Source organism: Mesorhizobium sp. WSM4898, from assembly GCF_029625845.1.
In the GTDB taxonomy this organism is placed as follows: domain Bacteria; phylum Pseudomonadota; class Alphaproteobacteria; order Rhizobiales; family Rhizobiaceae; genus Mesorhizobium.
On the sequence record NZ_JARTVQ010000016.1, the window covers coordinates 16,731 to 42,039 of the forward strand.

Below are 25,309 nucleotides of genomic sequence, written 5' to 3' on the forward strand. Positions count from 1 at the left end.
GATCCTTCGATCTTCCGCGGGGTCCGAGCATCGCCCGGACCCCCGGCATTCGGGAGGAAGTAACCTTAGGAACCCAAACCTAGTCGACGGAGCCGACGAACAGGGTCTGGAAAGCGCCGTCCTTGTATTCGTTGACCACCATCGGCACGGCTAGCTGACGCTTCTGGCCGAAGGAGGTCGCGCCGACATAGCTCAGCTTGGCGTCGCCCTTGAGGAAGGGGTTGGGCGCCGAGAAGGTGTCCATGGTCTTCTTGAATTCGTCGACATTGTTGATAGCGGCCGGATTGGCCTTCATCGTCTCGATGATGTACTCCAAAGCGTAAACCTTGGTATTGGACTCGTCGTTATACTCGCCGAACATCTTGGTGTAGCGGGCGACGAACTCCTTCATCTCGTCGGAAGCGATCTCCGGCGTCGAGGCACCGCCGACGGAGATGAAGCCGTTGGCGTATTCGCCGGCGCCCTCCTCCAGAACCTTGGCGTCCTGCGCCGTCTCGGTCGAGATCAAGCCCTCGAAGCCGAGCTCGCGGGCGGCGCGGATGAGCAGCGGCGCGTTGGCCGGCGCCACGCCGGACAGCACCAGCAGATCGGGCTTCAGCGCGACGATCGGGGTCAGCACCGGCGTGAAGTCGCGGGTGTCGTTCTGGTATGTGTCGTTCTGCGCGACGACGTCGAGCCCGAGCGCCTTGGCCGCCTCGACGCCGCTGTCACGCTGGCTGAGCGGGTCGGATTCGTTCGCGGCGACGAAGGCGATCGTCTTCACGCCCTTGTTTTCCTTGAGGTATTTATAGATCGCCGGGCCCGACTGGTAGTTGGCGATCATGCCGAGCACGGCGTTCGAGGCCGGCTTCTGGTAGAGCGCCTTCGGGAAGGCGTAGGGGAAATAGATGATGCCGTTGGCCTCGGCGACAGGGCGCACCGCAGCAGCGCCGTCATCGACATTGGGTCCGACGACATAGTGGATGCCCTCCTGCGCCATCTTCTCCATGCCGGCGATGGCGCGCTTGGGATCCTTCTGGTCGTCGAAGGTGACGATGTTGATGTTGTAGGTGTCGTCGCCGATCTTGACGCCGCCTTTTTCGTTGAGCCAGGCGGCGCGCGTCTGCATCGAGCGCACATTGGACGTGCCCCAGGCGGCGGCGGGACCGCTGGTGACACCAACAAAGCCGATCTTCAGTTCCTTGTTTTCAGCCTGCGCGGACGGGATGCCTATGGCGGCCATGGCCAGGGTCGAGACGGCGCCAAGCACCAGCGATTTCAAAGTCGAGCGTCGGTTGATCATATCGGTTCCCTTCTGGTTATCGCGCTTTTGTTTTTGCTCATTGGCTGCGCGGATAGCCTATGGGAAGCCGCCTGGGACAGATTGTCAACAGATTTCTTTGTTATTGTATACAATGTTTGGGCTGAATGTGTGCGACGGCAGAGCGGCCCAACCGCGGGCCAGGCTGAGGACTGGCTGTCCGAACGGCCAGCCACCTCGGCGAACGATCAGTTCGCGGCATGATCAATGGAGGCGGTCGCGGCTTGCCGACGGCTGGCCCGTACGAATGGCGCGGGGCAGACTTTATTTTCCGCAGTGATGGTCGTTGATTTTGTTCAGCGCGTTCGCGTCCGGCCCCCTCCGGTGGTACGAACATGCGCCGGCCGCCGAAGTGACCAGCATGGCGTCATAGTAGCGCGGTCCGCCGAACAGGATGTCGATGAGGTCGCCTTGGGCCGGAACGTAGCGCTCCTGCTCGACCGGGCGCTTGAGCTGCCGGTCGCCGGCGAACGTCGCGCCGGACACGCCAATGGCCGTGGCCAGAACGAGAGCGGAGATCGCAAGGTTTTTCGTCATCGGCGGCACCCTTCCGGCCATTCGGATCAGCAGCATATCCAAAATCGCCAGCGGAGCAAAAGTTCCCCGACTCCACATTCAAAATAGCTTGGCCCGATTGGGCGCTACACTCCTTCCCCGGAGTTGCTGCGGCTACTCGAAGGAGTAGGTAAAACCTTCCTTGGACGCGCCGACGGTGACCTTCGTCATCTTCGCACCCTCCAGCGAGCGGTTGAGCACGCCGCGGCTAAGCTCCGGCAGCAGCGTGTTGGTGAGGATGGCGTCGATCATGCGGCCGCCGGACTCGATCTCGGTGCAGCGCGCCTTGACCAGGTCCATGACGCCGTCGCCGATGACCAGTTCGGCATCGTTGGTCGCTTTAAGCCGCCGCGCGATCTTGCCGAACTGATGGCGGGCGATCGCCTCGATCATCGAATCCGACAGCGGATAATAGGGTATGGTGACCACCCTACCGAGGAAGGCGGCCGGGAAAACTTTCAGCAGCGGCGTGCGCAGGGCCGCGTCGAGATCGTCGATGCCGGTCCGCACGGTGCCGTTCTTGGTGCGGTCCATGATGACGTCGGAGCCGACATTCGAGGTGAGCAGGATCAGCGTATTCTTGAAATCGATGCGTCGGCCCTCGCTGTCGTCCATCATGCCCTTGTCGAAAACCTGGAAGAAGATCTCGTGGACGTCCGGATGCGCCTTCTCGACCTCGTCGAGCAGGATCACCGAATAGGGTTTTCTGCGCACCGCCTCGGTCAGGATGCCGCCCTTGCCGTAACCGACATAGCCGGGCGGCGCGCCCTTGAGCGTCGAGACGGTATGCGCTTCCTGGAACTCGGACATGTTGATCGAGATCAGGTTCTGCTCGCCGCCATAAAGCGTCTCGGCAAGCGCCAGCGCGGTCTCGGTCTTGCCGACGCCGGAGGGGCCGCAGAGCAGGAATACGCCGACCGGCTTTTCCGGCGCGCCAAGGCCGGCGCGGCTGGTCTGGACACGTTTGGCGATCATCTCCATCGCGTGATCCTGGCCGACCACGCGTTCCGAAAGGGTCGCGGCCAGCCTGAGCGCTTTCTCGGTCTGGCTGGACAGCATCCGTCCGGTCGGGATGCCGGTCCAATCCTGCACCACGGCGGCGACCGCATTGCGATCGACCGAAGGCAGGATCAGCGGCGTCTCGCCCTGCGCCGCGGCAAGCTCCGCCATCAGCTCGCGCAGCCGCGCGAGATCGGCAGACGAACCGGCCGATCCCTCGGCGATCGTCTCTCCGACGACCGCCTCGGGTTCGACCGCCTCGCCCTTCGCCGCCTTGGCTTTCGAGCCCTTGGATTTCGCGGGCTTGGTTTCAGCCGCCTTGCTCTCGGGCGCCTTTGCTTCGGGAGTTTCGGACGCAGCCGGCTCAGCCGCTACGGTTTCCTCCCCGGCCTCCCCCCCCGCCGCATCGAGCGGCACGCCTTCACCGCGTAGTTTAGCGCGCAGGTCAAGAATCTCGGCGACCAGTGCTTTCTCGCGATCCCAGCGCGCCTGGGCGGCGGCTAAGGTGGTCTCGGTTTCCGCCAGCCCGGCATCGACGCGAGCCTGACGGTCGGCGACCTCGATGCCGATCGCCGCCTCGCGGCCGATGATGCCACTCTCGACCTCCAGCGCCTGGCGGCGGCGCAGAATGTCCTCGACCTCGGCTGGCGTCGCATGCTGCGAGACCGCAACGCGCGCGCAAGCCGTGTCGAGCAGGCTGACGGCCTTGTCCGGCAGTTGCCTGGCCGGAATGTAGCGGTGCGAGAGCGCGACCGCCGCCTCGATCGCCTCGTCCAGTATCTGGACCTTGTGGTGCTGCTCCAGGACGCCGGCGACGCCGCGCAGCATCAGCACGGCCACAGCTTCCGACGGCTCCTCGATCTTGACCACCTGGAAGCGGCGCGTCAGCGCCGGGTCCTTCTCGATATGCTGCTTGTATTCGGCCCAGGTCGTGGCGGCAATGGTGCGCAGCTCGCCGCGCGCCAGCGCCGGCTTCAAAAGATTGGCGGCGTCGCCGGTGCCCGCGGCACCGCCGGCGCCGATCAGCGTATGCGCCTCGTCGATGAACAGGATGACCGGCACCTCGGAGGCCTGAACCTCGTCGATGACCGCCTTCAGCCGCTTCTCGAACTCGCCCTTGACGCTGGCGCCCGCCTGCATCAGCCCGACATCGAGCATGCGCACGCTGACATTCTCAAGCGTCGGCGGCACGTCGCCCTGGGCGATGCGGAGCGCAAATCCTTCGACCACCGCCGTCTTGCCGACGCCGGCCTCGCCGGTCAGGATCGGGTTGTTTTGGCGGCGACGCATGAGGATGTCGACGATCTGCCGGATTTCCGGGTCGCGGCCGACGACCGGATCGATCTTGCCGTCGCGGGCGCGCAGCGTGAGGTCGGTCGCGTATTTGGCCAGCGCCGAATCTCCGCCCGCACCGCGCTTCATCGGCTGTTCGGCGGCGGCAGAGGCGGGAGGTGTGCCGGCTTCGAGCGAGCCTTCGGTGACATCGGCGAAACGGGAAACGACGCCGTCGGCATCGATTTTGTCGAATTCGGCGCTGATTTTCGACACCAGGCCTTCCAGTACCGGCGTCCTCAGGCAGGCCAGCAGGATATGGGCGCTGCGCACCTCCTCGACGCCGAACTCCAGCGTCGCCAGGTTCCAGCCTTCCTGGATGGCGTGGAAGATGTGATCGGAGAATTCCTCGACGGAGGTCGCGCCGTAAGGCAGCTTGTCGATGGCCCGGGTCATGTCAGCCGTCAGCCGGCTGACGTCCAACCCGGCATCGCCGATGATCATCTGCACGTCCGAGCGCTCGGACAGCACCAGTTGCTGGATGAAGTGGACGAGCTCCACATAAGGATTGCCGCGCAGCTTGGCCGTGTCGGCCGCGGCCTTGAAGGCGCGCACCCCCGTGGCGTTGAGCTTGGCGACCAGTTCCTTACGCTTGAAGCTCTGCGATGACCGGCGCTGTTCCATTCGAACCTGCTCCCGCAATCTGCCAACCGTACCCTGCCATATAAGCGGCGGCTTGACAAAGCCGTGTGACGGATAAGGCGTTTGGATCCATCCGGGCGGCACTGCCCGGTTACACAAGCTCTGCAATGTCGTGCAAGAAATACCGGATTGCGGTGCGGGCTATGCGAGCCATTTCACATACCCGGCCCGGCAATCGCGCAATGGGTTTTGCTGAAAGAAACGGTCGCGTTTAGCATCCGTTAGTTTTTGAGCAGCTGCTCAATTGTCGTGGCGCGAGGCCGGTGGTAACGTTGCGTCACATAGGGTCTCAGGGCCGCTGGCTGGGGGTTAGTGTGATTGATCTCGCACTCTGGCTGAATCCTCTGAACGGTGAAAATCCGTCGGGAGAGGACTTGCGTAACGACCCGGCCTTTCATGAGCTGGAGCGCCTGACCGAACAGCAGAAAAAGGTCGAATACGAAGGAAACAACAAATCGGAAGTCGATGTTCCGGTCGACTGGTCCGTCGTACTCACCAAGGCGGAGGAGTTGCGGTCGCACGGGCGGGACCTGCGCCTCCTCGTCCTGGTTGTGCGTGCCCTTGCCAACGAAGAACAGCTGGGCGGGCTCGCCGAAGGCCTGACGCTGATCGCCCAAACCTTCGACAGGCATTGGGAAACGATGCATCCGGCACTGCGCTCTGGCGCCACGCCGCGCGAGGCTGCCTTGCGGCGCATCAATGCGCTGATCGACCTGCAAAACAGCCAGGACGGGCTGCTCAAGGATCTGCGCGGCATGGTCTTCTTTGCGCCGCGCACGGTCGGCCCGATCAAGGGAGAGGACCTGGAGAAGGGCAGCCTCGACGAACACGTCATGCTGCAGGAGGCTGCTTCGGGACTGGGCGCGGCGGAAAAGGCGGCGCTGGTGAGCGGCCACAACCAGCTGGTGAACCGGGTGCGCACCGGGTGCAAGGCGCAAGTCGATCAGGCCGGCGAGGCGATGACCTCGCTGCTCGCCGACGCCCGCGCGGTGATCGCCGCTCTCGACGAGGTCGACGCCGCCCTCAACAAGCGCATCGACGGCAACGGCCCCGCCATTCCGGAATTGAGACGCTTCCTGCAGCGTTTGCTGACGACGCTGGAGCGGAATTCCGCCGCCGGTGCCGGGGCGAACGGGGCCGCAAAGCCAATCCCGCAGCCGGCGGAACCGGCAGCGCGCGGCCCAAACGGCCATGGTGCCGAAAGGATGGGCGCCGAAGCGAGGGGAGCCGAATCGATGGCAAGTGTCGCAAGCTATGCGGAACCGGGCGCCGGGCTGCCCGACCGGATCACCTCGCGCGACGACGTCGTCAAATGCCTGGATCTCGTCGTCGCCTTTTATGACCGCACCGAGCCGTCGAGCCCGATCCCGCATCTCGCCCGCCGCGTGCGCCGCATGGTGCACATGGATTTCGTGGAATTGATGGAAGATCTCGCCCCATCGGGGCTGAAGGAGTTCCGGCTGCTTGCCGGTGTCCCCGATCCGAAGAAGCCGGCCCAGAAGGATGAAAGGTAACAAGCATGCCAGCAGAGAGCAAAGCGAAGGTCATCGAAAGAAACCGCGCCCCGCGCGTGCAGATCGCCTATGACGTCGAGACCTACGGCAGCCCGACAACGATCGAACTGCCGTTCGTCATGGCCGTGATGGCAGATCTTTCCGGCGCTTCACAGACCAAGGAAGCGGTGAAGTCAGTGCTCGACCGCAACTTCGTCGAGACCGACGCCAATCGGTTCCCGAAGTTCATGGAGGCCATGGGGCCGCGGGTGAAGGCACGGGTAAAGAACACACTCCCGCAAGCCGAGGGCGCCGAGCGGGACGAAGAGCTCGCGATCGATCTCACCTTCTCCAAGATGGGCGATTTCGCGCCGGACAAGATCGCTGAGCAGGTCCCGCAACTGGCCGAGATCCTCAAGATGCGCCGGCAGCTCGAAGAGCTGCTCGGCTTCATGGACGGCCGCGTCGACGCCGAAAAGCGCATCGCGCAGCTTCTGAACAACGAACCGCTGCTGAGCAAGATCGCCGGCCAGGCGATTTCTGAGGGCAAGGGCGAGGAGTAAGTCATGGCTGAACAGCAAAAAACCGCAGCCGCCACCGCCGAGGCGGAAGCGATTGACCTCGGCGAATTCAGCGGCCTCCTGGAAAAGGATTTCAAGGTCAAGAAAGACGACAGCGAGAAGCTGCAGCAGCTGGTGCGCAACCTGGCGCTGGCGGCGCAGTCGCGCTCCGAAACCACCACCATCTCGTCCAATGCGATCAAGTCGATCAAGTCGCTGATCGCCGGCATCGACAAGATGCTGACGACGCAGGTCAACGAGATCCTGCACGCGCCGGAAGTGCGCGAGATGGAAGGCACCTGGCGCGGCCTCTGGTATCTCGTCAACAACACCGAGACGGATACGAAGCTCAAGATCCGGGTGATGAACATCTCCAAGGAACAGCTGGCCGACACGCTGGAAGACTATGAAGGCCAGATGTGGGACCAGAGCCCGATCTTCAAGAAGGTCTATACGGACGAGTATTCGATGCTGGGCGGCGAGCCGATCGGCTGCATTCTCGGCGCCTACGAATTCTCGAACCATCCGCGCGACGTCGGCCTGCTGCGCAACATCTCCGGCGTCTGCGCCTCGGCGCACACGCCCTTCATCGCCGCCGCCTCGCCGCGCCTGTTCCGCATGGACAGCTGGCAGGAACTGCCCAACCCGCAGGACCTGCAGATGATCGTCAACAACCCGGCCTATGCCTCGTGGCAGTCGCTGCGCGAGAGCGAGGACGCCCGCTATATCGGCCTCACCATGCCGCGGGTGCTGGCGCGCCTGCCTTACGGCTCGGAAACCGTTCCGGTGAAGGGTTTCACCTTCGAGGAAGAGGTGGGAGGCGACCACAACAAATATGTCTGGATGAACGCCGCCTTCCCGATGGGCGTCAACATCAACCGCAGCCACAAGCTTTTTGGCTGGGGCACACAGATCCGCGGCGTCGAAAACGGCGGCACGGTGCTCAACCTGCCGGTGCACGCGTTTCCGACCGACGACGGATCGATCGCGATGAAATGCCCGACGGAAGTCGCTATCGACGACCGGCGCGAAGCGGAGCTCGCCAAACTCGGCCTGATGCCGATCCTGCACCGGAAGAACACCGACCTTGCGGCCTTCATCGGCGCCCATTCGCTGCAGGACGACGAGACCCGAGCCGGGCGTCTGGTCGATCCCGACGCGCAGGCCAACGAGCGGCTCAGCGCCAACCTGCCCTACCTGTTCCCGGTCTCGCGCTTCGCCCACTACCTCAAGGCGATCGCGCGCGACAAGATCGGCTCGTTCAAGGAACGCACCGACATGCAGATCTGGTTGACCGAATGGATCAACCGGTACGTGCTGGCCAATCCAGCCTTTGCCGACGACAAGGCGCGCGCCAAGCGCCCGCTCGCCGCGGCCGAGGTCCAGGTCGACAGTGTCGAAGGCCGGCCCGGTTACTACAACGCCCGTTTCTATCTGCGTCCGCACTACCAGCTGGAAGGCATCAATGCCTCGCTCCGGCTGGTGTCCGAACTGCCGTCAGTGAAGGGGTGAAATCGCAAGCATAGTCATCTTGTTTGGTTTGAGAGCGGTGGAGAAAGACAATGCCTTCAATGAAGATCGATGGTTTTCTGAAAGTTCCGGACATCAAGGGTCCCAGCGTGCGCGACGGCCACGAAGATGAGATCGAAGTCCATGGCGTCGACTACAAGATGATCGCGCCTTACGATCCCAATTCGCTCTCGCGCCGCGGGCGCGTATCCTTGGGGATGATCAAGTTCACCAAGCATTACGACAAGGCGTCGCCTTACCTGAAGAAGGCGCTGTTCGACAACAAGGCGCTCGACGAAGTGGTGTTTTCGGCGCGCCGCACCATCGACGGCGAGACCAGCGATTATCTGGTGGTGACGCTCACCGACGCTTCGATCATGGAATACGACATGAAGCAGGCCGATGACGAGGCCGACCTGATCGAGGAAGAAGTGAGCTTCGCCTATAAGAAGATCAAATTCGTCTACGACAAGGACGACGAGATCGAAATGGATGTCTATGTCGGCAAGTGAGGCCAAAAGGCCCGGCGCAAGGGCGCAGCTCGCCGGCAGTTCGCGAGCAAAGCGCGAGGCGGTCCAGCCCTCCCTCTGGGACCGCCTCATCAACGACCTGCCCGGGCTGACGTCGGAGATCGAGGGGCTGCGTCGCCTGCTGGAAGAAGAACTCGGCGCCGAGCGCGTCGAGGCTCTTCTTGCCGGCAGCGCACGCACCATCGATGCCGATGCGGAACTCACCCCCGACCAAAAGCGGCGCCTGCACCGTCTGGTGTTCCAGGCCGAACATCGCGCCGAGATCGAAAGCCGCGGCGTGGTGGTGTCGGCGCGGGTGCTCAGGGAAGCCGTCCGGCGCGACATCGAAGCCTTGTTCAACACCGAGCGCTTCGAGTCCGTTCCGATGCTTTCCGATGCCGAGCACGAACAGCCCCTGGACGAGCTGCCGTCGCTTGCCGACTTTCCGGAGGTGCGCCGCAGCGTCGTGAACTACGGCGTGCCGTCCTTCTCCGGCCGCTCCTCGCGGGACTTCGACCGCGATACCCTGGCGCGCGAGATCCGCGCGGTGCTCGCCACCTTCGAGCCGCGGCTCAAGGAAAGCGCCACGACGGTCAATGTCACCCTTGGCGACAAGAGCGTCGGCCTGAAGATCGAGATCGACGCCGTGCTGATCATGACGCCGGCGCCGGAGCGCATGCGGCTGCGCACCACGATCAATCTCGACAACGGCCTGGCGCGAACCGAATTCCGGGAGACCTGAGATGGATCGGGTCTTCGTCGAATATTACGAAGAAGAACTGACCCATATCCGGGCGCTCGCGGCCGAATTCGCCGATATGCATCCGGCAGTCGCCCGCAATCTTTCCCTCGACACCGTTCCCTGCCCGGACCCCTATGTCGAACGGCTGCTCGACGGCGTGGCCTTCCTTGCCGCGCGCACGCGGCTGAAGGTCGACGCCGAGCGCTCGCGCTTCTCGCGCGCCGTGCTCGACGTTCTTTACCCGGACCTGGTCACCCCGGCGCCGGCAACGGCGATGGCGGTGCTGAAACCCGGCCAGCAAGTGCAGTCGATGATCGCCGGTCATACAGTCGCGCGCGGCACACGACTGGTCTCCAGCCTGCATCCAGGGCTGTCGACGCGGTCAACCTTCAGCACCGCGCAAGAGATCACGCTATGGCCGATCGCGATCACCTCCGTCAGCTATTTCCAGGATCGCAGCGCGCTGGCTGCCGCCGGCATCGGCCCAGTCGCCGGCGCGCGCGGCGAGGCAGCGCTGCGCGTCGCGCTTGCGCGCACCGGAAAGGGCAAGCTCAGCGAGCTGTCGCTCGACCGTCTCGATCTCTATTTCGCCGGTCGCACCAAGGCGCCGCTCCTGTTCGACGCGATCTTCGGGGCCTGCTCGGCCGTCGGCGCGCGGGCGGAAGGAAAGACCAATCCGCTATCGGCGTTGCCCGAGCCCGAGATGGTCGGCATCCGCGACGACGAGGCGCTGATGCCGCGCACCCGCCCGACCTTCGAGGGCTACCGCCTGCTGCGCGAATATTTCATGGTCCCCGAACGCTTCCACTATGTGCGGGTCGCCGGCCTGCAGCCGGTGGTGCGCAGATGCGAGGCAGGGATGGAGATCATCTTCCTGTTCCGCCGCCCGGTGCCCGAGCTCGCCGACGTTGCGCCGGCCGATTTCGAGCTCTTCGTGACGCCGCTGATCAATCTCTTCGAGCGCGAATGCAACGTCATCGAGATCGATCCGCGCAGGACAAGGCAAGTGCTGCATGCCGATCGAACCAGAGCGCGCGATTTCGAGATCTTCCGCGTCACCCGAGTGGAGGATGCCGACGCGGAGGGCAGCGAGGCCGAGATTCCCGAGCTTTTCAGCCTGGGGCAGAACCGCGGCAGCGGCTGGGTGTATTCGACCGAGCGGCGCCCTCGCAGGGCCACCGAAGATGAGCGTCGCGACGGCCTGACTCGCACCTCCTACACGGGAGACGACGTTTTCCTCTCGGTGTCGCGCCCGGCCGGCAGCCCGGCCAACCGGCCGCTCAAGCGCCTCGACATCATGGCGCTTTGCACCAATCGCGACCTGCCGATCCTCGACGACACACCGACACTGACGCTAGAGACGGCGGACCCGGTGGAGGCCGTCAGGCTGCTCGGCGCGCTGCGGCCGCCCCAGCCGTCGATCCCGGCGTCGCTGCCGGCGGGCGCCGAAGGCGAATCCCGCGCCGACAATCTTGCCTGGCGGCTGGTGGCGCAGCTCTCGCTCAACTTCTTGAGTCTTGCCAAGGAAGGCCACGGCGTGGATCCGCTGCACGCGCTGCTCGATCTTTATGCCGACCGCGGCGACCCGAGCCTCGCCCGCAACGTGCATTCGATCACCCGCATCGACTCGCGCCCGGTGATCGAGCGGCTCAAGATCGACGGGCCGATGTGCTTCGGGCGGGGCACGGAAGTGACGCTGCATGTCGACCAGTCGGTGCTGGCGGGGCAAAGCACGCTTTTGCTTTCGGCCCTGCTGGCGCGGCTGTTTGCCCGCCATGCCGGGATAAACGGTTTCGTGCGGACACGCACGCGGCTGCTGCAGAAGCAGGAGGATGTGCCATGGCCGATGACGCCCGGCAATCGCTACCTGATCTAGCGCGGCCCGCCCTGAGCGAAGCCGTCTCAGACGGAATCGGGGCGTTGTCGGAAAGCTTTGACTTCTTCGAGCTTCTGCGCCGGCTGGAGCAGAGGGGCGGGCTGTTCGGCTATTCCGGCCAGGCCAATCGCGAGCCGGCGCGGCTCGGCCAGCATGTCCGCCTGAGCTTCTCGGCCAGGGACGTGATGAAATTCCAGGAGGCGGGCGAAAAGGCTCCGGCGCGGGTGACCGTCGCCAATCTCGGACTGCTCGGGCCCGAAGGGCCGATGCCGCTGCATCTGACGCGCTGGGTGCTCGACCGGCTGTCGCAGCGCTGGTTCACCGGCACGCAAGCGGAGCAGACCAGCGATACAACCTTCGTCGACTTCGTCAACATCCTGCAGCACCGGATGATCGCGCTTTACTACCGCGCCTGGGCCGACGCACATCCGGCGGTGCAGGTCGAGCGCTCGATCGGCGGACGCGTCCGCGCCATGCTGGAAGCAATGTCGGGGATCGGCCTTCCCGGCACCCAGGATGCCGAACTCGACGCTGTGCGGCTGCGCCAGGCCGGATCGCTGGCCAGCCAGGTCGACGGTCCGGAACGGCTCACCTTGTTTCTTGCCACGGCCTTCAAGGTGCCGGTCGAGATCAAGGAATTCGTCGCTTCCTGGATCACCATACCGGCGGCACTGCAGAGCCGCGTCGGCAAGGCCTATGCGGCGCTCGGGCGCGGGGCGACGATCGGCCCGCGCGTCTTCAGCCGCCAGAGCCGGATCGAGTTGCGCGTCGGCCCGCTCGATCTCGACGACTTCAAGTCGTTCCTGCCTGGAGAGCGGCGCCTCGCCCTCTTCAAGAAAGCGGTGCGCGACATGATCGGCGAAGCGCTGGATGTCGATTTGCGCATCGTGCTTGCGCGCGACGCCGTGCCGCCGCCGAAGATCGGCACCGTCCAGCTCGGCCGAACCTCCTGGCTTGCTCGCCCCGCCGAGAAGGAAGACGCCGACGATCTCAAGCTCCGCACTGTCGTCGGCTGGCGGCCGGAAATGGCGGAGGCGGCCGCATGAGCCTGCTGCTGACGCTGGAACAAGGCCCGCGCTCCCAGGTGGTCAGGCAGACCCGGCTGGACGAAGGCGAACTGGTGATCGGGCGCAGCGCCGATGCCGGCTGGCAGATCGATGATCCGGACATGTTCGTGTCGCGCGCCCATTGCAAGATCAGCGGCGGCCGCGACGGCTACTTCGTCACCGACACGTCGAGCAGCGGGCTGTTCATCGACGATTCCGACAGCCCACTCGGCACCGGCAGGTCGGCACGGCTGCAAAGCGGCATGCGTTTGAGACTGGGCGACTACGTGCTCTATGTCGAGGTCCAGCCAAGCGCGAGCCAGACTTCGGTCGGTGAGGCCGCCAACCATTCCGCCGCCGCCTGGTCGGCGCCTCAGCCGCGATCTTCGTCCAGCATTGGCGGCGACGATTTCTTTTCGGCCAAGGTCGAGGAGGAGCCGCGGCGGCCGCGGCCGGCCGATCTGCCGGACCCGTTCGAGCAGCCTGTGCCCGGCGCGTATGACCGCGCCTCGAACCAGCGCAATTCGCCCGCCTTCGACGACCCATTCAGCCTCGACCCGGTGGCGTCACAGGCCTCGGACGACGACTCGGCAACTGGCCGCTCCGATCCGTTCGGCTTCGGCGACATGCCCGCGCGCGGCGATACGGCGCAGCCGGCGCCGAAACCGACCGGCTTCGACGACTTCGGCTTCGGTCCCGCCGCGACGCCTGCCTCCGCCAACGGCGCGCATACGGCCCGTCGCAGCGAGCAGCCGGCCGAAAAGCCGCAGGTCGCTCCTCCGCGGGACTTGCCGGCGCGCACGCCCGAGCCGCCTCCCCCGCCGCGCCCGGCTCCCGCGCCCAGGCCGTCCCGTGCAGCTCAGCCTGTGCCCGGCGATATGGCGCTGCGCGCCGCCTTCCTGCGCGGCATGGGGGTCGAGGAGGCCGATTTTCTCGGGCGCGACGCGATCGCCGAGATGGAAAAATTCGGGCGCGAGTACCGGCTGATGCTGGACGGGCTGATGCAGCTTCTGCGCAAGCGCGCCGAGGAAAAGGGCAGCGCGCGCGTTGCCCAGACGGTGGTCGGCGCCTCCGAGGTCAACCCGCTCAAATTCCTGCCGACGGTCGAGGATGTCATCGTCACCATAATCTCGGAGCGCAGTCCCGGCTTCCTCTCCGGCGAGGCGGCGATCGGCGATGCGGTGAAGGATCTCGCGCAGCACCACGTGCGCGCCTGGCGCGGCGTTCAGGCAGCGCTGCGGCGCATGATCGACCGGTTCGATCCGGCGACGATCGAGGAAGAGCTGAAATCCAATTCCGCGATCGGCAACCTGCTTGCGGGCGGCCGCAACGCTAAGCTGTGGGAGCTTTACCAGAAACGCCATCGCGACATCGCCCAAAGCGCGGAATCGAGTTTCCTGGGCGAGATCGGCGCAGACTTCAGGGATGCATACGAAGAGGAGTAGGACATGATCGATCGACGCGAATTCATCGTTGCGCTCGGCGCGACGGGGCTGCTTGCGGCTTGCCAGAGCGGCCCGCCGAAACCATCGGTTATCTCGGTCAACGTGACCGGTGGCGCCGGCATGAATCCGGGACCCGGCGGCGGCGATCGACCGGTGACTGTGCTGGTGATGCGGCTTGCCAGCACCGGCAAGTTCAATTCGGCCGATTATTTCGCGCTGCAGGGCGATGCGGGGTCCGCACTTGGGGCCGACCTTATCGGATCCGATTCGATCTCCGTCGCACCGGGCAAGACGGCGGCCAAGACCATCACGGTCGAACCGAACGCGACGGCGCTCGGCTTCGTCGCGCTGATCCGCGAACCCGGCGGACGCAACTGGCGCACGACCAAGTCGGTGTCGGCGGGATCGAAATTCACCATCAACGTCACGCTAGGCGGCGGCGGTATTTCCGCCTGACGGCGAGACAGAAGTTGGCAGTGCAGAGAGCAGCGGCATGAGCGACGCAAACAGGGTGCTATGGTCCGAGGGGCTCTTCCTGAGAACCCAGCATTTCCAGCAGCAGGACCGGTTCTTCGAGGCGATGGTGCGGGGCGCGCTGCAGGCCGGCCAGCTCCATACGTTCGGCTTCCAGCAGCTGACGCTCGATCAATCGCTGCTCGATGCAGGCCAGGTTTCTATCGTGTCCGCCCGGGGTATTTTCCCCGACGGCACGCCCTTCTCCATCCCGGAAATGATGGACGCGCCGAAACCGCTGCCGGTCACGGCCGATACCGGCGCCGGGCCGGTGCTGGTCGCGCTGCCGCTCGAGCCGCCCGGCGGCGTCGGTTTCGACCCGGCGCATGCCGCGTCGACCGGCGCGCGCTATCACGGCAGGATCGTGTCGGTGCGCGATTCCGTGCAGGGCGGCGCCGACCCGGAAGAGATCGAGATCGCCCGGCCGCAAGCGGTGCTGCTTGCGCCCGGCAAATCGGTCGGCGGCTATACCGCGCTGCCGGTCGCCGACATCAAGGGCGTGCGGGCCGACGGCGGCGTCTCGCTCGACGAGAGCTTCCTGCCGCCGACGCTGATCACGGGCGCGGTCGCCTGGTATCGGCAACTGCTGCAGGAGGTCGTCACCGGTCTCGACCAGATCGCCGAAGCGCATGGCAAGATGGTGATGGGAGGCCCCGGCCGCAGCGTCGAGGACCTGCTGATGCTTCATCTTGCCAATGCGGCCAAGCCGCGGCTCGCCCACATGCTGGCGCAAGATGTCTTCCATCCGGCCGAGCTCTACCTCGAGCTCGCCGGCCTCGCCGGCGAAATGGCGACTTATGGCTCCAGCTCGCGCCGGCTCGGCGAGCTACCGGCCTATGACCACATGGCGCCCGGCCCTGCCTATATGGCCCTGGCGGACGCCTTGCGCTCGCTGATCCTCAGCCTGCGGTATATCGAGCCGAAATCGCGCGCGCTGCCGGTCATGCGGCATGCCACCAATGTCTGGAAGGTGCGCATCGACAACCCGAAACTTCTGGTGGCCAGCCGCATCGTCATCCGCGTCGGCTCCGAACTGTCGGAAGACGCGCTGCGCAAGATCTTCGTCAACCAGGCCACCGTCGGGTCCGCCGACCAGTTCGAGGGGCTGTGGAAGTCGCGCCTGCCCGGCATTCCGCTGAAGCCGCTGCATTCGCAGCCGCGCGAGATCCCCTATGACGGCGACCGGCTGTGCCTGGAGCTGGACCAGAAGAGCGAGCATTGGGCCTCGCTGCTCGACGCCCCCGGTTTCGTCATCGGCGTTTCCGGCGTGCTGCCAAGCGAGCCGCAGGTCGACTGCTATTCGGTGAACAGGTGAGGCCATGAGCCGGGATGATCCTTTCGGACTGTCGGAGGATCGCGAACGCACGCGCATCAGGCTGACGGGCGCTTCGCCCCGGCCGATGGCGCCGCTGGCGCCGGGCGCGCCGGTGAAGCGCGCGCGCGCCCATCCCAATGTGCTGATCAATAGCTTCGCGCCGCTGCTCGAATTCGCGCCGGAGCTGGAAAGCGCGCTGGCGCCAGAGAACCCGGAAGTGCTGCGCACGCGCCTGCTCGAGGAGCTCGTGCGCGCACGCGACGCCGCGATGGCCGCGGGCTCGTCGCTGGAGCGGGCCGATCAGGCCGCCTGGGCGGTGGCGGCCTTGCTCGACGACCTCGCGCTCAACACGCCCTGGGGCGGCGCCAGCGCCTGGCCACGCCAGCCGTTGGTGGTGATGCTGCGCGGCGACGTCGATGCCGGCACGCAGTTCTTCTCGCGGCTCGACGAACTGGAGAGGCATCCGAACCGCGACCGCGAAATGCTGGAGTTGCAATATTATTGCCTGGCGCTCGGCTTCCGCGGCAAATATCGCGTGCCTGGCCGCGCCGGCGACCGCTCGCTCAATGCCGTTCGCGTGGCGGCGGCGCGCTTCCTGCGCAATGCCGACGCCGAAGATGCGCCGCTGTCGCCGAACTGGAAGGGCGTGATCGCCTCGGACGAGCCGCAGCGCTTCATCGTACCGATCTGGGTGATGGCGCTGGCGGCCGTGGTCATCGCCGCCGCTGCTTATGTCGGCCTGTCGATGGGGCTGAGCAGCCAGGCGGTCGAGCTCTCCGCCCTGGTCCGCGCTTTGCCGCCGCCCTCGCGGGGCGACGTCACCCGCGCCGCGCCCAAGGTCGACGCGCCCGAACCCGAGGCGCCACAGCCGGAACCGGTCGATTTTGCGCTGCTGCCTGAATTCAAGGCCGAGGCACCGGATGGTCTCAAGCGGGCGCTGAGCGGGACCGAGAGCGTGTCGCTGGCCAAGCTCGTCATCCAGTCTTCCAATCCCGAACTGTTCCAGTCGGCGCGGCCAACACTCACGCAGGGCTATGAGCCTCTAATCGAATCGATCGCCAAGGTGATCCTCGCCAATCAGGAACTGATCGGGAACGTCACGGTGGTCGGCCACACCGACAATGTGCGCCTGCAGAAATCGAACCCGCTTTCGTCGAACCAGCGGCTGTCGGAAGCGCGCGCCGAGACCATAGCCAACCTTCTGGTGCAGGCCGGCGTCCCGCAGGAGCGCATTCATTCGGAAGGCCGCGCCGAGACCGATCCGGTGGCCGACAACTCGACGCGCGAGGGCCGCGCGCTCAACCGCCGCGTCGAGGTCCTGGTCGAGAAGAGGCTCTGATGTTCATCCTGCGCTTCCTCTGGGCGGTTCTCACTTCGCGCTTCCTTTGGACGCTGATCGGCATCGCGCTGCTTTCCCTGCTGATCTGGGTGTTCGGCCCGATCGTCCAGGTCGGCCCGTATGCGCCGTTCGATTCCGACAATGTGCGCATCGCCATCATCGCCGGGCTGATCATCCTGTGGCTGATCTGGCTGATCATCGCGCAGCGCCGCGCGATCCGCGCCAACCGCATGTTCGTCGCCGAGATCGCCGCGCCCGTGACGGAAAAGCAGCTCACTCCTGGCGAGGAAAGCGTTGCCGCGGTCGGCGCCAAATTCGGCGAGGTGATGGCGGAGCTCAAGCGACGCAAGCTCGGCGGCCGCAAATTCCTGCGCGAGATGCCTTGGTATGTCATCGTCGGACCGCCGGCCACGGGCAAGACCACGGCGCTGCGACAGTCAGGCCTCAACTTCCCGATCGATCTCACCGACGATCTGCAGGGCGTCGGCGGCACGCGCAACTGCGACTGGTTCTTCTCGGAGAATGCGGTGCTGATCGACACCGCCGGCCGTTATGTCCAACAGGAGAGCCAGCCGGATGTCGACGCGACGGAATGGCTGGGTTTCCTCGATCTTCTCAAGAAGCATCGTGGCCGCCGCGCGCTCAACGGCGTCATCGTCGCGCTGTCGATCGATGCGCTTTCGGAAGGGGACGAAGCCATCAAGGCGCATGGCCGCAAGATCCGCCGCCGGCTGGCGGAGCTGAACGACCGCCTCGAAATCCGCCTTCCCGTCTACCTGATGCTGACCAAGGCCGACCTGATCAAGGGCTTCGAGGCCTTCTTCGGCGGTCTCTCGACCGCCGCCCGCGAGCAGGTATGGGGGACGACCTTTCCGCTCGATGCCCGCATCGACGCCAAGACCGTCGAAAGAGAGCTCGCCGCGCTTGCCACGGAGCTGGAGCGGCGGCTGGTGCCGCGTCTGGAGGACGAGGACAAGCTCGGATCGCGCGCGGAAATCTTCCGTTTCCCGGCCCAGCTCGCTAGCCTCTCCGAGCCGATCCAGATGCTGATCGAGGCGATGTTCGGCGAAAGCCGCTACGAGGAAGCCGCCTGGCTGCGCGGCCTCTATCTGACCTCGGCGACACAGGAAGGCGCGCCGATCGACCGGCTGACGGCGGCGCTGTCCTCCTCCTTCGGACTGCCGCCGCGCCGCGCGATGCTGGCGCCGCGCGTCGAGAAGCGCAGCTTCTTCCTGCGCAATCTCCTGACCGAGGTCATCTTCAAGGAAGCGGGTCTCGGCACGTTCGATCCGCTGGCGCAGCGCCGGCGCGCCTGGATCTGGCGCGGCGCGGCCGCGGCTTGCGCGCTTGCCGCCCTGCTGGCGGGCGGGCTGTTCACCTGGTCCTATCTCGACAACCGCAATGCGATCACCGAGCAGGCCGGCCAGTTCGAGGCGCTGCAGGCGCCGCTGACCGACGTCTCCGCCACGCCGGCTTCGGTGGAGCAGCCGACGATGGATGGGGCGCTGGCCGCGATGGATGCGGTAGCGACGGCGCGCACCGCACCGCCGGATGCTGTCCACAATTTGCTCGGCCCGACCGCTTCGGCCGAGCTCGTGCGCGCCCAGACCGACACTTACGACCACGCGCTGCGCAATGTGCTCGAGCCACACATGGTGGCGCTGCTCGAGGCCACGATGTGGCGACAGATCCGCGATCCGGATTTCATGCTCGGCGCGCTGAAGACCTATCGCATGATGACCGGCCTGTCGCAGATGGACACCGACTTCGTGCAGAACTGGTGGGTGAACAGTCTGCCGGAATTCGCGCCCGCCCCGCCCTTCCCGACCGCCGACGCCGAACAGCACCAGCTTGCCGCGATCCGCCGCATGGCGGTTGACGACAGCTACATCGCCCCGGACAAGGAGCTGGTGGCCGAGGCGCTGAAGACGGTGTGCACCATCTCGCTGCCGGAGCGCGCCTACAAGCAGTTGCTCGCGGATCCGGAAGTGGCAGCGGTAAAGGAATGGGTGCCGGCCAATTTCGCCGGCCCGAACGGCGCCAAAGTGTTCGCGCGCCGCTCCGCCAAGACGCTGCGCGTCGGCGTTCCCGGCGCCTACACCTATGCCGGCTTCCACGACGCCGTTCTCGATCGCGTCGAGGATGTGGCGGCGCAGGCGGCGCTCGATCGCGCGGTATTTGCCGGCGGCTGCTCGGAGAATGCCGAGACCTCGGTCTCGGCGCTGTCCGAGGACATTCTGAAGCTCTACTACGACGACTACATTTCGCAGTGGGACAGCTTCCTGCGCGACATGCGGCTGGCGCCGCTGACCGACCTCAATGTCGCCAGCGAAAATCTCAAGGACCTTTCGAGCGCCGATTCCGCGCTGAAACGCCTCCTCACCGCCGTCGTGCAGGAACTCGATCTCACCCGTTCCGACGAAGCGCCGGCTGACAACAAGAACGGCGCCGCCGCCAAGAGCGGCTCGAAGCTGCTCTCCAAGCTCGGCAAACTCGGCAAGGTGGTGAAGACGGGAGCGAAATTACTGCCGCGCGCGGGCTCGGCCGAGCAGGTCGACATGACCGGCAGCCTGGTGGCCGAACACTTCAAGCCGCTCAAAGGCACGATCGCCGAGGTAGACGGCCAGCCGCCGGCGCTCGACGCAGCCGTGGTGGCGCTGACAGCGCTGTCCAATGTGCTGCAGACCGTGTCGGCCAACCCCGACCCGCAGGACGCCATCAAGAAGCAGGGCGGCCTGGCCGAGCTGACGGGGGCGGTCGCAAGACAGGCGCAGATCCTGCCTTCGCCGATCAACGACTGGCTGGGCGGGATTGCCGGCGACACCAGCGGCCTGTCGCAGAAGGCGGTCACCAACGAGCTCAATGCCATCTGGCGCGCCGACATCCTGCCCTTCTGCCAGGCGGCGCTCAACAACCGCTATCCGTTCAGCCCGGAGAGCGCGGTCGACGTCAATGTGCGCGACTTCCAGCGCCTCTTCGGCCCCGCCGGCCTGATCGACGCCTTCATCAACGACCATCTGATCAACTATGTCGACACCGCCAGCCAGCCGTGGAAATGGCGCGCCGATTTCGGCCTCGACGCGGCCGCGCTGGCGGCGTTCGAGCAGGCACGGCACATCCGCGACGACCTGTTTCCCGGCGGCACCGGCCCGGTGATGAACTTCACGCTGGAGCCAAAGGATCTGTCGCCCAACGTGGCGCGGGTGACGCTCAACCTCGATGGCCAGAACCTCGTCTACTACAACAACGCGACCCGGCCGCAGCCGATGACGTGGCCCGGCAAGGACGGCACCGGCGTGATCTCGCTCGCCTTCCAGCCGGTCGACGGCTCGCCCGAGGTGATGCTCAACGAGACCGGCAGCTGGGCGTGGCTGAGGATGCTGCGCGGCGGCAAGTTCGCCGGAACCAACCTATCCGACGTCTATAGCCTGCGCCTCGGCACGAAAGGCATGTATGCCGATTTCGAGCTCAAGGCGGCCAGCGTCGAGAACCCCTACACACTCGAGATGTTCAAGAAGTTCACATGTCCGCCGCAGATATGAGCACCGGCTTCTACGGCAAGATGCCCGCCACCGGCGATTTCGTGACGCGGCGGCTGCCGGGCGATTTCGTGCGCGTCTGGGATCGCTGGCTGGCGCAGCAGATCGTCCCGCTGTTTGGCCACGATGCCTGGCAGACGGACACTGCCTTGCGCTTCCTCGCCGGCCCCGCCTCGTTCGGCGCCTCGGCCGGCGTCATCGTGCAGAGCGCCGACAAGGTCGGCCGACAGTTCCCGCTCAGCGTCGTCGCACGGCTTGCCGAGGCGCCGCTCAGGCTGGCCTATTCGGATGCCTGGTTCGACCGCATCGAGGAAGCGGCCTTCGCCGCGCAACGGGGCGAGCTGACGCCCGACGAACTGGATGCCGCGCTGGGCGCCCTGCCTGCCCCGGCGGTCGATGAGGATGGCGATGTTGTCGACGACCTCGTCATGTGGACCGCGCGCACGGATATCTTCGACGTCGACCCGCAGGCGCCGCAAAAGACGGTGGAGCGGATCTTCGCCGCTAGCTGGGAGACCAGCTGATGCAGATCTGGAACCAGCTGGGTTTTCCGCATCAGTTCACCATGGGCATGGACAAGGCCGGCCATGAGTGGATCGTGGTCGTGGTGAAGGGCACGTTCGATTTTCCGGAGAAGCCCGGCGGCCTCGTGCAGAAATCGGCGGAGCAAGTTCCGCTGGTCATGGCTGACACGCATACCGGCGCGCCGGGTTACTCAGCGACGCTGTGGGAGACCGACTTCGCCTTCCGTAAGCCGCGCTGCGACGTGATTGCCAATGGCTGCGCCTATGCACCGGGTGAACGCCCGGCGGAACGGGTACCAGTCGGCATCAAGGTCGGCAACTGGTCGAAGCTCTTCGAAGTGGTCGGCCACCGGGAGTGGCGGGCCATAGGTCCGGTCTTCACCGCAACTGCACCGCAGCCCTTCCTGAAACTACCGATCTCCTACGATTTCGCTTGGGGCGGCGTCGACCGGTTGGACCCCGAGGATCAGCTTCCCGCCAGCTACAAATACAACCCGGTCGGCACCGGCTGGTCTCGCGCCAAGAACCAGCGTTTCATTCCAGGCCTGCGGCTGCCCAACACGCAGGCGGTCAATGAAGAAATCCGCTCCCCCTTCGGCGACTACCAGCCGATAAGCTTCGGGCCGATGGGGCGAGGCTGGCCCGGCCGCATCGAATATGGCGGCACTTATGACCAGAACTGGATCGACAATGTGTTCCCATTCCTGCCGCAGGATTTCGACGAGCGCTACTTCCAGATGGCGCCGCCTGACCAGCAAATCGATCATCCGCGTGGTGGCGAAGAGGTGGTGTTGGTGAACCTGACGCCGGAAGGGCGCGTAAGCTTCCGGCTGCCCTCGACTGCGCTGCCGATGACACTGTTCAAGGGCAGGCAGAAAGCATACGAGGCCGATGTTTTCCCCGACACCATTCTCCTCGAGCCTGAGAAGCGCCGCTTTTCGCTGGTTTGGCGCGTCTCGCAACGCATCCAGCGGACTATCCTCGATTTCTCAGAATGCTGGGTCGGGCCGCCGACCGAGTCAATGCTGCGAGCACGCGCCAGTGGGCGCGCTTATGTTCGAGCCAGCCTCACTGTTCCTGATGACGAAGCTGAAGACGCATGAGTATCGCCATCGATATAGCCGCGATTGGCATGGTGACGGCAGTCGGTCTTGATGCGCCCTCGGCCTGCGCAGCGATGCGCGCCCGCCTCGACGGTTTTCAGGAAACTCGCTTTCTGGGACCAAGCGGTCAATGGCTGACCGGCGCGCCGGTGCCTTTGCCACGCGAATGGATCGGCGAAAAGCGGATGGCCCACCTCGCCGCCGCCGCGATCTGCGAGGCCTTCGAAAGCGTTCCTGAAGCACGAGGTCAGACCGCGCTCATTCTATGCTTGGCAGAAGAGAGCCGGCCGGGCCGGCCGATAGCCGACGGAGGTCGCCTGCTTCGCCATATCGCTGAAATTATCGATGTCGAGCCCCACGCACGCTCGCGCATTATCAATCACGATCGTGCATCGGGCCATGTGGCGCTGGAACAAGCGCGCAGGATGATTGCATCGGGTGAGGCGCCTTACGTGATGATTGCCGGCGTCGACAGCTATCTGACGGCTCCGGCCATAGAACACTACCAGAAGAACAATCGACTTCTGGCGCCCGAAAATCCCAACGGTTTTATCCCCGGTGAAGCAGCTGCGGCAGTTCTGTGCCTGCGATCGGGGCGTGGTGGCTTTCGCCTCTTCGGCCTCGGCCTGGCCCGCGAGGTCGCGTCGATCTACAACTCCGACGACTTGCCCTTGCGCGGCGATGGTATGACTGCGGCATACGACATAGCCTTCAAGGAAACGGGCATCGAGATGAGCCGACTCGGCTATCGCATTGCCGATCTAATCGGTGAGCAATACTGGTTTAAGCAGAGCGCACTGGCAAGCTTGCGTCTATTGCGCGGCCGTCACGATTTTCAGGACATCTGGTCCCCAGGCGAATCGCTTGGCAATGTGGGCGCGGCAGCAGGTCCGCTCATGATTGGCATGGCTTGGATGGCTGCCCGCAAGGGATATGCCGCCGGCAGTCCAGTGCTAATCGAAGCATCGAACGATGCCGGCGCATGTGGCGCCGCACTCTTTGCAACGAGATTCGACTAGTGAGCAATGTATTCGCGAATGGTCTGGAAATTTCCGGCAAGGCGGTGAACGCCCAGACAATTGCTGCATTCCCTGACGTTTGCTTCACGCCACCCGAAAACCCAGCAACCCCCCCTGGAGTGCCCATCCCGTATCCCAGCTTCGGGATGGCCAGCGATACCGAGCAGGGGACGAGCACTGTCAAGATCGGCGGGAAGACCGTCAATATCAAGAACAAATCCGACTTGTCCAAAACGTCCGGGACAGAGGCGGGCTGTGCCGCCAAGAAGGGCGTTATCACTTCGAAGAACACCGGCAAGGAGTACTTCAACTCCTGGTCAAACAACGTAAAGTTCGATGGCGAGCCGGTTATCCGGAATACGGATCTTGCTACTAACAATCATGCATCTCCAATAGGCAACACCCCGCCTTGGGTTCATATAGCGTCCTTGTCCGTAGGCGGACAGAACTGCTTAGCGTTGCTTGCCTCGATTGACATCCATGTGCACCCTTATGACGAGGCTGACAATCACTGCAAGAAAGGAAAACAGCAGTCCGACCACGTCATTCAGAATGCCTTTTTTGAACCCGAGCGTGGTGGCGGACCAATAGGTGCCTTCCCACGTTATACCGAGGGCGACGCGCCTTGCATTTGCCTCAACGACGGGAAGAAAAAAACCACGCAGCATGGCAAAAAGTCCCGCAAGCAGATCAAGCGGGCGGCAGCGCAGCGCCGAGCGGAAGGTGCCGGTAAGTCAGGTGCCTGTTCGCAAACATATGAAGAGGCTCGGGACGCCGAACTTCAGCATACAGCAGAAAGCCTTCCTAAGCTGGCCGCTAGCCCTGACGCCCAGGAATGCCTGAAGGCCATATGTGACACCTATTTCAAATGGGCCACCAGAAAACGGAGCCAAGACCGGCTCAACGAAGTCAAATGTGACGTACCAAAGGTATGATCGATGGAATGCACCGACGCACACATCGCCGTAAACGACGCCTTTTTCTGCCTGTTTTACGAGGAACTCGGCCCTGGCGATCATCTTTCTCGCATCTATCATTTTAGCGGGCGAAGAAATCCCCAGGTCCGGCTCGTCGCCGAGATTCGAGATTGGGTAGCGTCGATCTGGGCCAACCGCTCTGGCAAGCTTTTTGGAGCTGTCTGGGATGGTCAAATCCTATTGATCGGAGACAGGGTCGAACCGATCGCCACTGTTGATCTTCTGGGGACGATCAAACTCACCGGTTTCGCGGATGAACCTCAGTTCATAATGGGTGAGGATGGTCTCATCTTCGAGAACCGGCGCGGCTCATGGCAACGAATCTCTTTCCGCGGCAAGCAGGATATCTACTCAGTGGCACGAAGGAAGAGAGACGAATATGTCTTCGCCGCCTCATCCGGCCGGATAATTACCTATGTGGCGGGCACCGCCTCCGTTGAGCATCTTCCAACAAACGTCGATTTGCACGGAATCGCCTTCACCACACCGGAAAAAGGCGTGGCAGTTGGGGATGAAGGCGTCGCCTTTCTATACAGCTCAGGTTCTTGGACCGATATTTCCGAAGATCGTCCCAGCCTGCAGGATGTTCACGCTTTCAAAGGTCGATTGCTAACCACGTTAGAAGCTGAAACGATCGACGAGATCGCTGGAGACGGCTCCTTCGCTACGCTTTACGAGAGGCCAGGGTACTATCTTTCCTCGAACGACGACTTCTGCGTAACCTTTGACGACGAGGCGGCACATATCTTCGACGGCGACCGATGGACCTCCGTTCCGTTCTCCGGTCTTATCCCGTTCTAAAACTGGCTTTAGAGCGTCGGACCATCAGATTGAATCGCGAAGGATTCCGCTGATGTAAGGTTTGTGGTTCACTTCCTTGTGGAGGTGATTTGCCATGCCCAAGCCCTATTCGCTCGATTTGCGTGAACGTGTTGTGCGGTTTGTCGAGGCGGGCCATTCTCGGCGTGCGGC

The 25,309-nt window shown here is 64.4% G+C and carries 20 protein-coding genes; 17 read left to right on the forward strand and 3 right to left on the reverse strand.

Annotated elements, in window-relative coordinates:
* Window positions 1-79: 79 nt before the first annotated feature.
* The 3 genes from P9228_RS30035 to tssH all read right to left on the reverse strand — a co-directional run bounded on the left by P9228_RS30035 (window position 80) and on the right by tssH (window position 4,810).
* Window positions 80-1,282 carry an ABC transporter substrate-binding protein gene (locus P9228_RS30035; RefSeq protein WP_095823900.1) on the reverse strand — a complete coding sequence of 401 codons (1,203 nt, stop codon included), beginning with the start codon at window positions 1,280-1,282 and terminating at the stop codon, window positions 80-82.
* A 282-nt stretch (window positions 1,283-1,564) separates the two neighbouring features.
* Window positions 1,565-1,873 (reverse strand): hypothetical protein, encoded by a 309-nt coding sequence (locus P9228_RS30040; protein ID WP_278057023.1) that lies wholly within the window; start codon window positions 1,871-1,873, stop codon window positions 1,565-1,567.
* A gap of 96 nt (window positions 1,874-1,969) precedes the next feature.
* The gene (gene tssH / locus P9228_RS30045) at window positions 1,970-4,810 is read right to left on the reverse strand and encodes a type VI secretion system ATPase TssH (protein ID WP_127216885.1); all 2,841 of its coding nucleotides are present in this window, start codon (window positions 4,808-4,810) and stop codon (window positions 1,970-1,972) included.
* Between the two features lie 332 nt (window positions 4,811-5,142).
* Here tssH and tssA point away from each other — a divergent pair, with 332 nt between their 5' ends.
* The 17 genes from tssA to P9228_RS30130 are packed head-to-tail and all read left to right on the forward strand — an operon-like array spanning window position 5,143 to window position 25,138.
* Window positions 5,143-6,342, forward strand: coding sequence for a type VI secretion system protein TssA (tssA, locus tag P9228_RS30050; RefSeq protein WP_278057010.1), 1,200 nt, complete (start codon window positions 5,143-5,145; stop codon window positions 6,340-6,342).
* Window positions 6,343-6,347: 5 nt separating this feature from the next.
* Window positions 6,348-6,884, forward strand: a complete 537-nt coding sequence (gene tssB, locus P9228_RS30055; protein ID WP_066989057.1) for a type VI secretion system contractile sheath small subunit — start codon at window positions 6,348-6,350, stop codon at window positions 6,882-6,884.
* A gap of 3 nt (window positions 6,885-6,887) precedes the next feature.
* On the forward strand, window positions 6,888-8,393 hold the full coding sequence (tssC, locus tag P9228_RS30060) for a type VI secretion system contractile sheath large subunit (RefSeq protein WP_066989059.1): 1,506 nt from the start codon (window positions 6,888-6,890) through the stop codon (window positions 8,391-8,393).
* Window positions 8,394-8,452: 59 nt separating this feature from the next.
* Complete coding sequence (locus P9228_RS30065; protein WP_170950255.1) at window positions 8,453-8,902, forward strand: Hcp family type VI secretion system effector; 450 nt, start codon at window positions 8,453-8,455, stop codon at window positions 8,900-8,902.
* On the forward strand, window positions 8,889-9,641 hold the full coding sequence (tssE, locus tag P9228_RS30070) for a type VI secretion system baseplate subunit TssE (protein WP_278057025.1): 753 nt from the start codon (window positions 8,889-8,891) through the stop codon (window positions 9,639-9,641). Before P9228_RS30065 ends, tssE begins: the two co-directional genes overlap by 14 nt.
* Before the next feature lies 1 nt (window position 9,642).
* On the forward strand, window positions 9,643-11,517 hold the full coding sequence (gene tssF / locus P9228_RS30075; protein ID WP_278057013.1) for a type VI secretion system baseplate subunit TssF: 1,875 nt from the start codon (window positions 9,643-9,645) through the stop codon (window positions 11,515-11,517).
* On the forward strand, window positions 11,481-12,563 hold the full coding sequence (gene tssG / locus P9228_RS30080) for a type VI secretion system baseplate subunit TssG (protein WP_278057015.1): 1,083 nt from the start codon (window positions 11,481-11,483) through the stop codon (window positions 12,561-12,563). Before tssF ends, tssG begins: the two co-directional genes overlap by 37 nt.
* Entirely contained in the window at window positions 12,560-14,008 is a 1,449-nt protein-coding gene (gene tagH, locus P9228_RS30085) for a type VI secretion system-associated FHA domain protein TagH (RefSeq protein ID WP_278057017.1), read from the forward strand. Before tssG ends, tagH begins: the two co-directional genes overlap by 4 nt.
* 3 nt (window positions 14,009-14,011) lie before the next feature.
* The gene (gene tssJ / locus P9228_RS30090; RefSeq protein ID WP_066989071.1) at window positions 14,012-14,464 is read left to right on the forward strand and encodes a type VI secretion system lipoprotein TssJ; all 453 of its coding nucleotides are present in this window, start codon (window positions 14,012-14,014) and stop codon (window positions 14,462-14,464) included.
* Between the two features lie 37 nt (window positions 14,465-14,501).
* On the forward strand, window positions 14,502-15,836 hold the full coding sequence (gene tssK / locus P9228_RS30095; protein WP_067327608.1) for a type VI secretion system baseplate subunit TssK: 1,335 nt from the start codon (window positions 14,502-14,504) through the stop codon (window positions 15,834-15,836).
* A 4-nt stretch (window positions 15,837-15,840) separates the two neighbouring features.
* On the forward strand, window positions 15,841-17,175 hold the full coding sequence (gene tssL / locus P9228_RS30100) for a type VI secretion system protein TssL, long form (RefSeq protein WP_067327605.1): 1,335 nt from the start codon (window positions 15,841-15,843) through the stop codon (window positions 17,173-17,175).
* Window positions 17,175-20,717, forward strand: a complete 3,543-nt coding sequence (gene tssM, locus P9228_RS30105; protein ID WP_278057020.1) for a type VI secretion system membrane subunit TssM — start codon at window positions 17,175-17,177, stop codon at window positions 20,715-20,717. Before tssL ends, tssM begins: the two co-directional genes overlap by 1 nt.
* On the forward strand, window positions 20,699-21,238 hold the full coding sequence (gene tagF, locus P9228_RS30110; RefSeq protein ID WP_127240058.1) for a type VI secretion system-associated protein TagF: 540 nt from the start codon (window positions 20,699-20,701) through the stop codon (window positions 21,236-21,238). The genes tssM and tagF overlap by 19 nt, the downstream gene beginning before the upstream one ends.
* Window positions 21,238-22,341 carry a DUF2169 domain-containing protein gene (locus tag P9228_RS30115; RefSeq protein ID WP_095823905.1) on the forward strand — a complete coding sequence of 368 codons (1,104 nt, stop codon included), beginning with the start codon at window positions 21,238-21,240 and terminating at the stop codon, window positions 22,339-22,341. The genes tagF and P9228_RS30115 overlap by 1 nt, the downstream gene beginning before the upstream one ends.
* Window positions 22,338-23,360 carry a beta-ketoacyl synthase N-terminal-like domain-containing protein gene (locus P9228_RS30120; protein ID WP_095823906.1) on the forward strand — a complete coding sequence of 341 codons (1,023 nt, stop codon included), beginning with the start codon at window positions 22,338-22,340 and terminating at the stop codon, window positions 23,358-23,360. Before P9228_RS30115 ends, P9228_RS30120 begins: the two co-directional genes overlap by 4 nt.
* A complete protein-coding gene (locus P9228_RS30125) occupies window positions 23,360-24,295 on the forward strand; it encodes a DUF4150 domain-containing protein (RefSeq protein WP_245322307.1) in 936 nt (311 codons plus the stop codon). Before P9228_RS30120 ends, P9228_RS30125 begins: the two co-directional genes overlap by 1 nt.
* Window positions 24,296-24,298: 3 nt before the next feature.
* A complete protein-coding gene (locus P9228_RS30130) occupies window positions 24,299-25,138 on the forward strand; it encodes a hypothetical protein (RefSeq protein ID WP_095823908.1) in 840 nt (279 codons plus the stop codon).
* The last annotated feature ends 171 nt before the right edge of the window (window positions 25,139-25,309 follow it).

What these genes read in the sequence shown, in the direction of transcription:
- P9228_RS30120 (WP_095823906.1), top strand. Translation starts at nt 22,338, where the DNA reads ATGAGTATCGCCATCGATATAGCCGCGATTGGCATGGTGACGGCAGTC.
- tssB (WP_066989057.1), top strand. Translation starts at nt 6,348, where the DNA reads ATGCCAGCAGAGAGCAAAGCGAAGGTCATCGAAAGAAACCGCGCCCCG.
- P9228_RS30065 (WP_170950255.1), top strand. Translation starts at nt 8,453, where the DNA reads ATGAAGATCGATGGTTTTCTGAAAGTTCCGGACATCAAGGGTCCCAGC.
- tssM (WP_278057020.1), top strand. Translation starts at nt 17,175, where the DNA reads ATGTTCATCCTGCGCTTCCTCTGGGCGGTTCTCACTTCGCGCTTCCTT.
- tssF (WP_278057013.1), top strand. Translation starts at nt 9,643, where the DNA reads ATGGATCGGGTCTTCGTCGAATATTACGAAGAAGAACTGACCCATATC.
- P9228_RS30130 (WP_095823908.1), top strand. Translation starts at nt 24,299, where the DNA reads ATGGAATGCACCGACGCACACATCGCCGTAAACGACGCCTTTTTCTGC.
- tssG (WP_278057015.1), top strand. Translation starts at nt 11,481, where the DNA reads ATGGCCGATGACGCCCGGCAATCGCTACCTGATCTAGCGCGGCCCGCC.
- tagH (WP_278057017.1), top strand. Translation starts at nt 12,560, where the DNA reads ATGAGCCTGCTGCTGACGCTGGAACAAGGCCCGCGCTCCCAGGTGGTC.
- P9228_RS30115 (WP_095823905.1), top strand. Translation starts at nt 21,238, where the DNA reads ATGCAGATCTGGAACCAGCTGGGTTTTCCGCATCAGTTCACCATGGGC.
- tssE (WP_278057025.1), top strand. Translation starts at nt 8,889, where the DNA reads ATGTCGGCAAGTGAGGCCAAAAGGCCCGGCGCAAGGGCGCAGCTCGCC.
- tssH (WP_127216885.1), bottom strand. Translation starts at nt 4,810, where the DNA reads ATGGAACAGCGCCGGTCATCGCAGAGCTTCAAGCGTAAGGAACTGGTC.
- P9228_RS30040 (WP_278057023.1), bottom strand. Translation starts at nt 1,873, where the DNA reads ATGCTGCTGATCCGAATGGCCGGAAGGGTGCCGCCGATGACGAAAAAC.
- tssK (WP_067327608.1), top strand. Translation starts at nt 14,502, where the DNA reads ATGAGCGACGCAAACAGGGTGCTATGGTCCGAGGGGCTCTTCCTGAGA.
- tssL (WP_067327605.1), top strand. Translation starts at nt 15,841, where the DNA reads ATGAGCCGGGATGATCCTTTCGGACTGTCGGAGGATCGCGAACGCACG.
- tagF (WP_127240058.1), top strand. Translation starts at nt 20,699, where the DNA reads ATGTCCGCCGCAGATATGAGCACCGGCTTCTACGGCAAGATGCCCGCC.
- P9228_RS30035 (WP_095823900.1), bottom strand. Translation starts at nt 1,282, where the DNA reads ATGATCAACCGACGCTCGACTTTGAAATCGCTGGTGCTTGGCGCCGTC.
- tssJ (WP_066989071.1), top strand. Translation starts at nt 14,012, where the DNA reads ATGATCGATCGACGCGAATTCATCGTTGCGCTCGGCGCGACGGGGCTG.
- tssC (WP_066989059.1), top strand. Translation starts at nt 6,888, where the DNA reads ATGGCTGAACAGCAAAAAACCGCAGCCGCCACCGCCGAGGCGGAAGCG.